Origin of the sequence: Microcystis sp. M_QC_C_20170808_M9Col, from assembly GCF_007095495.1 — a bacterium.
In the GTDB taxonomy this organism is placed as follows: domain Bacteria; phylum Cyanobacteriota; class Cyanobacteriia; order Cyanobacteriales; family Microcystaceae; genus Microcystis; species Microcystis aeruginosa.
This window is the reverse complement of sequence record NZ_SFBZ01000066.1, coordinates 1-6,838: the sequence shown is the minus strand read 5'-3', so window position 1 is coordinate 6,838 and position 6,838 is coordinate 1. Positions and strand designations below refer to the sequence as shown.

Below are 6,838 nucleotides of genomic sequence, written 5' to 3'. Positions count from 1 at the left end.
GAGAATTCTTGTCCATTAAGAAATGTTACAAATTACATGGGTACATTAAGAAAAGTTAAGGGGGTGTATCCATTGATGGATAAGGGTTTTCGGCTGTTATGGTATATATGTATGGGGAAAGTTCAGTTATTATGTGGAATGGCATTTAAGACAATCTTTAGCTCCTTTATTATTTGAGGATGAAGAAATTGATGATAGTTCCCTGAATGTGATTAAAGCGAATCGCAGTGAATCGGTGCAATCTAAAGAGAGAAAAAAACGGAATCAAGAGAACTTTCCTGTGCATAGTTTTCGGACTTTGTTGGAGGACCTGGGGACAATTTGCTTGAATACAGTAGAATGTACGATTAGAGAGAGAAGTTATCGTTTTTCTAAGATAACTCGACCGACTGAACTGCAACAATCATGCGTTAGATTTATTAGGGGTTTCCCTGATTTGTACCCAGTAAAGGGCTAGCGGAAATTCTCTTAATCCCTCCTAAAGCACAGGTTATGGCCTTTGGTCAACGGGGAAGTCCAGTCAGATGAGTCCTGAATAGTTAGCCTATAGTAAAGACAGCCCCCTGAGTTGATAACAAAACCCATGCAGAAATTGGTGGAAGTTTTAGCTGATAAACAAGCTCTGATCGCAAAATCTCTGGCGCTGGTTCTGGAAAAAATCACAACCAGCCTCGACCAACAAGACTATTTTACCATCGCTCTGTCCGGCGGTAGTACCCCGAAACCTCTCTACGAGGCTTTATCCTCTCAACCCCTCGACTGGTCAAAAATTCACGTTTTCTGGGGAGATGAGCGCTACGTTAGTCCCGATCATCCTGACAGTAATCAACGCATGGCCCGGTTAGCATGGCTCGATCGCATACCGATCCCGGCCGCTAATATTCATCCTATGCCCACAGATGACCCCGATCCCCAGCTGGCCGCCCAAAAATACGATGATCATCTCCGCCAATGGTTTGGGGTCAATTCTCCCGATTTTCCCGTTTTTGACCTGATTTTATTGGGAATGGGCGATGATGGTCACACCGCCTCTCTCTTTCCCCACACGGCAGCTCTAACGGTGAGCGATCGCTGTATCACCGTCGGCGAGAAAGACGGCAATCCCCGCTTAACTTTTACCGTTCCCCTGATCAATCAGGCCCGTTGTGTGATCTTTATCGCTGCCGGCGAAAGTAAACGCCCCGCTCTACATGAGATTTTCTCTGCCTATGGTGACTCTTTCTCCTATCCTTCCCGTCTCATCCACCCCCCGGCCGGGGAATTATATTGGTTGCTCGATGCGGCCGCTGGTTCCTCTTTTGTCTAGAGAATAGGGAAATGGGGGAATAGGGAAATGGGGGAATAGGGAAATGGGGGAATTCAACTAAAACCCCAACACCCCAACACCCTAACACCCTAACACCCTAACACCCTAACACCCAACCCCTAATCTGCTTTTTTACTTTTTACTTTTTACTTTTTCCTTAAAAATGATCGTTTGTCCTAATTGCGAACATACTAACCCCGATGAGGCCAGTCAATGCGAGGCCTGTTACACTCCCTTGCCGCGGATGTCTTCCTGTCCTAATTGTGGGGCAACCATCCAAACTGATGCCACCTTTTGCGGTCAGTGTGGCTACAATTTACAGCCTAATTCCGTTCCCATGGTGGCGGCCCAACCCGAATCGGAACCTGAACCCGTCCCACCAGTCCCTACACCCACCGTCGCCTCGATCGCACCTCCTCCTGTTGCTCCTCCACCGGTTCGGGCTGCCACCCGCTTACAGACGGAAATAGCTAGTTTGCAGCACCTGCAAACCGATAGCAAAATTGAATTACCCCTACATCTATCGGTAATTCATATCGGCAAACCTAATGATCGCATTCCCCCCGATATCGATGTTTCCGGTTTTCCCGATTCTGATATCGTCTCCCGGGTTCATGCCGATATCCGCGTCGAAGCGGGCATCTATTACCTCGAAGACAGCGGCAGCGCTAACGGAACCTACGTTAATCACACTCCCCTACCCCCCGGCAATCGTCATCGTCTCCGGGCAGGCGATCGCATTTCCCTCGGTAAAGGGGACAAAATGACTTTTATTTTCCAAATGTCCTAAAAGGGGACAGGTGTTAGGTGTTAGGGGTTAGGGTTTTCGGGTTTTGGGGTTTTAGGGTTTTCGGGTTTTCGGGTTTTAGTTGAATTCCCCCACTTCCCCATTCCCCTATTCCCCTATTTCCCCACTTCCCCACTTCCCCACTTCCCCACTTCCCCATTCCCCCACTTCCCCACTTCCCCCACTGAAAATTATGCGTACAAATTGGCGAATCGGCTCTTTATTGGGCATTCCTCTCTATATTGATTCCTCGTGGTTTTTGATTCTGGCTTTTGTCACCTTGATCAATGCCACTGATGCAGAAATTCAGTCTCTGGCGGCCCAGAGTTCTGTTTTAGCGTGGTTACTTGGTTTAATCATGGCTTTATTGCTGTTTATCTCGGTTTTACTCCACGAATTAGGTCATAGTTTAATGGCTCGTTGCCAAGGCATCCAGGTCAATTCCATTACCCTGTTTCTCTTTGGAGGTATGGCCTCGATCGATCGAGAATCTCGGACTCCTCCAGAGGCCCTGCAAGTAGCGATCGCTGGACCCGCCGTTAGTTTTCTCCTGTTTTGTCTCTTATCCCTAGCCAGTCACTTACCCTATTTAAACGCCAATTTAACTTATATATGCGGACATTTAGCGATAATTAACCTGTTTTTGGCTCTATTTAATCTTATCCCCGGTTTACCCCTCGATGGGGGTCAAATTTTCAAAGCAATGGTCTGGCAAGCGACTGGCGATCGCTGGAAGGGTTTACATTGGGCTGCGATCAGTGGTCAATTCATCGGTTGGTTAGGGATTATTTTGGGGATTTTCTTGGTTCTCTTGACGGCAGATGTGGGGGGTGCTTGGTTAGGATTAATGGGCTGGTTTATCCTCAGAAATGCCCGCGCCTACGATAATTTGACTAATTTACAGGAAAGTCTCCTCAATTTCACAGCGGGAGAGGTGATGAGCAGAGATTTGCGGGTTTTAAACGCCCATCAAACCCTACAGGAATTCGCCCAAGAATACGTTTTAGACCGAGCGGCTGCCAATACTGCTTATTTTGCCGCTTCCGAGGGACGTTATCGGGGATTAATTCGGGTGGAAGATTTACAGGCGATCGAGCGGAGTTTCTGGTCAGAAAAACAACTGCTTGATATTGCCCATCCCCTCACGGAAATTCCCAGTGTTGAGGAAAAAACCCCCTTAGTGACAGTGGTGCAAAAATTGGAAACCATCCAGGACCCGATGATCACGGTGTTAACACCAGCCTCCGCCTTAGCGGGAGTGATCGATCGCGGCGATATCCTCAAGGCAATTGCGGTTAAATACCAACTTCCCCTAGAGGAAACGGATATTGAACGCGCTCGCGAGGGAGTTTACCCCAGTTATTTGCCCTTAAATGTTATTGCTGCCGCTCTCGACAAGAGTGAACCGCCAAAAATCGGCGAACCGTCCTTAATGTCCTGACGTAGAGAGGATGGACGATAATAATCTTGAATCTGGCTAATCCGAAAATTTCCTCGCTGGTTAACCTGCCACAATTTCCCCGTTTCCACATCTAAACAACTTAACCAGCCTTGGCCGTAGGCCCAAGTATCAATACAAATGGCATGGCCGAGATTAACCGGTTTACCGCTTTTTTGGCTGGTATGACCGCAAATCATGGTTTTTCCTGAACTATGGGCGGCGGGATATTGAAATTTCTCCCAAAAGAGTTTGTATTCTGGTTGTCTGGCTAGGGGTAGATGGGGATCGAGACTAGCGTGAACAAATAAATGATTTGCAGTTTCGTAGCTATTTATACAGACTTTTCCTAAAAAATCCCAGTGGGATTCGGGAATTTTAATCAGGTGGCCTTCGCTATAGGATTTTAGAGTAGCTTTACCGCCTTTTTCTAACCAGAGACGCTGTTTGAGGGGGTTATTACGGGCTTGCAGCATGATAATCTCGTGATTACCCTTGAGGGGAATCAAATTTCCCTGTTTATGTAGGGAAATCAGGCGATCGATCACCCCTTTCGAGTCTCTGCCCTTATTAACGTAATCACCGAGGGTGATTAAAGTATCTTGCGGTTTGGGGTTGACGATCTCTAGTAAGTGATCTAGAGCTTTCGAGCAACCATGAATATCGCCGATCGCTAAGGTTCGCATGAGGATTTGGTAGGGGATTAGGGCATAGGTAGGGTTTGCGGCAAAAAGTTTTTCGTGGGGGCAGGGTGTGGGGTGTGGGGTGTAGGGTGTAGGGTTTTACCGATTTTGAGGTGGTCAGTTACCTAATTTTCAGGGAAAAAGTCCAGGAATTTTACCCCCGATCCCTCCAATGGTAGGCACTTTTTGAGGTCAAAAAAGTCTAAAAGCCTTATCAAACAAAGTTTTTAGATTTATTCAGCAAACCCTAGGTAGAGGTAAAAGTATTAAAGAAATCTGTTCACGACAAACAGCGATTATCGGTGATCTTGCTTAGGGTAACAAAAAGGCTTACAGTAAAATGTACCATAAATTATCAAATCTACTAAATTAATTAAGCTGTGCCGAAAGTTGTTATTGCAGGTAACTGGAAAATGCACAAAACCCAGAGAGAAGCTTTGGAGTTTTTGCAAGATTTTAAATCCCATCTAGATGAAACCCCCGACGACCGAGAAGTGGTTCTTTGCGCGCCCTTCACAGCTTTAGCTGTCCTCTCTAAAACCCTCCACGGCGGTCGTATTCGCTTGGGGGCGCAAAATGTCCACTGGGAAAAATCGGGGGCTTATACGGGCGAAATCTCGGCGGATATGTTAACCGAAATTGGGGTTCACTATGTGGTTATCGGTCACAGTGAACGCCGGCAATATTTCGGCGAAACCGATGAAACCGTCAATTTAAGGGTTATATCTGCCCAAAAACAAGGTTTAATCCCGATTATCTGTGTGGGAGAAAGTAAAGCCCAAAGAGATGCTGGAGAAACGGAAAAGGTAATTATCAAGCAAATTCAAGGGGGTTTAGTCAATGTTGACCAAAAAAACCTCGTTATCGCCTACGAACCCATCTGGGCGATTGGCACGGGAGAAACCTGCGAAAGCGAGGAAGCTAACCGCGTTATCGGTTTGATTCGGCAACAATTAGATAATCCCGAAGTAACCATTCAGTACGGTGGTTCGGTAAAACCCGATAATATCGATGAAATTATGGCTCAATCGCAGATAAACGGGGCTTTAGTCGGTGGGGCGAGTCTAGACCCCGCCGTATTCGCTAGGATTGTTAATTATCGTTAATCGATTTCTGCTGCCATGACGCTATTTTCCAAAACCCCGATGCCTTCTATTTCCACCCGAACCTTATCCCCCACCTGCAGCGGTCCGATTCCTTCGGGAGTTCCCGTTAAAATCACATCCCCCGGCAGCAGGGTCATCACTTGGGAGATATAAGCCACCAAGACATCGGGGGGAAAGACCATATCACTGAGATAACTGCTTTGTTTGGGTTCGCTGCCATCATTGAGAAAAGTGGTTAATTGCGCCCCGATACTCAATTCCCGGACAATCCAGGGGCCGAGGGGACAAAAACTGTCAAATCCTTTCGCCCGCGTCCATTGGCTATCTTTTTTCTGTAAATCCCTAGCGGTGACATCGTTAGCAATGGTATAACCCCAGATTTTACTTCTGGCCTGGGCTGTGGTGCAGTTTTTGGCGGTTTCTCCGATAATTAATGCTAATTCTCCCTCATAATCCACTCTTTCCGATTGGGGCGGATAAAAAATCGTTTCACCATCGGCGATAATTGTCGTCGGTGGCTTGAGAAATAAAAGCGGTTCTTCCGGTACAGGTGTTCCCATCTCGGCGGCGTGGGCGCGGTAATTTTTGCCCACGGCAATAATTTTCGACGGGAAACAGGGGGCTAATAGTTGGTAGCTATCAGGTTCTAATTCTAGTTTGGTTAGTTGCCCTCCTTGCCAGGGAGGGGCATCAAAGACGGCAACGCTACGGTTTAGCTGTAACAGTCCGTAGAAGATTTGTCCTTGACGATGTTTCACTCGTACATAGCGTTGCGCCATATTTTTCTGGGAATGACTAGCGATCGACTCTCGGATAGTAGTATGATCATATATCCTTGCTTCTTTATTAAAAGCTAGAGAGTTATGAAAATCAATTAACTCCTGGCCTTGACAAAGAAGCCTTCTAGTCCATAAGGATTCTGAGATGAGCAATAACTACGAAACTCTTTACATTCTCCGTCCCGATTTAGGGGAAGAAGTCGTTCAGCAACAAGTGGAACGTTATCGGACTCTGATTAGCGAACACAGCGCCACAGACATTCAAGTTAAGGTGTGGGGTAAAAAACGTCTGGCCTATCCCATCAAAAAACTCAATGATGGTGTCTATGTGCAGATGAATTATCAGGCCAGCGGCAAACAAGTCGCCCCCATGGAACGGGCCATGCGTTTAAGTGATGAGGTTATTCGTTATTTAACCCTAAAACTCGATCGCGTGGTGGCCCCCCCTGCCGATTTATCTCCCTTAACGGAAATTCCCCCCTCTCCTATCACCGAAGCGGTGGTGGAAGATGACGGTATCTCCGCTGAAGATTAATTATAGTCACAACTGTGTCGGGTCAATGCCCAATTCCCGTAATCGGGCAAAAGCGCGATCGCGTTCTTGTTGTGCTTGGTCACGTTCTTGTTGTGCTTGGTTGCGTTCCTCAAAGAGGGTTTCAGGGTCTTTAAATCGTTCCCCATCGGGATAAAAGACCTCTAAACCCTCTTCAAACATCTCAAACCGAATCCCTAGGATTGG

Annotated in this window: 7 protein-coding genes and 2 pseudogenes; 6 read left to right on the top strand and 3 right to left on the bottom strand. The window is 46.9% G+C overall.

Annotated features, from left to right (window positions below; translation table 11 throughout):
- Positions 1-124 precede the first annotated feature (124 nt).
- The 4 genes and pseudogenes from EWV68_RS21810 to EWV68_RS04355 form a co-directional block, all read left to right on the top strand.
- Positions 125-449 (top strand): annotated as a pseudogene (locus EWV68_RS21810) (IS1634 family transposase); the annotation flags it as partial.
- A 134-nt stretch (positions 450-583) separates the two neighbouring features.
- The gene (gene pgl, locus EWV68_RS04365; protein ID WP_002801967.1) at positions 584-1,306 is read left to right on the top strand and encodes a 6-phosphogluconolactonase; all 723 of its coding nucleotides are present in this window, start codon (positions 584-586) and stop codon (positions 1,304-1,306) included.
- Positions 1,307-1,469: 163 nt separating this feature from the next.
- Entirely contained in the window at positions 1,470-2,096 is a 627-nt protein-coding gene (locus EWV68_RS04360) for a double zinc ribbon and FHA domain-containing protein (protein ID WP_061432662.1), read from the top strand.
- Between the two features lie 190 nt (positions 2,097-2,286).
- Positions 2,287-3,534: a site-2 protease family protein gene (locus tag EWV68_RS04355; RefSeq protein ID WP_287168940.1), complete on the top strand. Its 1,248-nt coding sequence runs from the start codon at positions 2,287-2,289 to the stop codon at positions 3,532-3,534.
- On the opposite strand, the gene EWV68_RS04350 is transcribed toward EWV68_RS04355, so the two are convergent.
- Positions 3,453-4,217, bottom strand: a complete 765-nt coding sequence (locus EWV68_RS04350; protein ID WP_061432664.1) for a metallophosphoesterase family protein — start codon at positions 4,215-4,217, stop codon at positions 3,453-3,455. The genes EWV68_RS04355 and EWV68_RS04350 overlap by 82 nt on opposite strands.
- 377 nt (positions 4,218-4,594) lie before the next feature.
- Between EWV68_RS04350 and tpiA the strand changes: the two genes are divergently transcribed.
- Entirely contained in the window at positions 4,595-5,320 is a 726-nt protein-coding gene (gene tpiA / locus EWV68_RS04345; protein ID WP_002760957.1) for a triose-phosphate isomerase, read from the top strand.
- Here the strand turns inward: tpiA and EWV68_RS04340 are convergent.
- Entirely contained in the window at positions 5,317-6,099 is a 783-nt protein-coding gene (locus tag EWV68_RS04340) for a fumarylacetoacetate hydrolase family protein (RefSeq protein ID WP_012264600.1), read from the bottom strand. The genes tpiA and EWV68_RS04340 overlap by 4 nt on opposite strands.
- Before the next feature lie 145 nt (positions 6,100-6,244).
- Between EWV68_RS04340 and rpsF the strand changes: the two genes are divergently transcribed.
- A complete protein-coding gene (gene rpsF / locus EWV68_RS04335) occupies positions 6,245-6,634 on the top strand; it encodes a 30S ribosomal protein S6 (RefSeq protein ID WP_002769143.1) in 390 nt (129 codons plus the stop codon).
- 6 nt (positions 6,635-6,640) lie between these two features.
- On the opposite strand, the pseudogene EWV68_RS04330 reads toward rpsF, so the two are convergent.
- Positions 6,641-6,838: pseudogene (locus tag EWV68_RS04330) on the bottom strand (Uma2 family endonuclease); the annotation flags it as partial.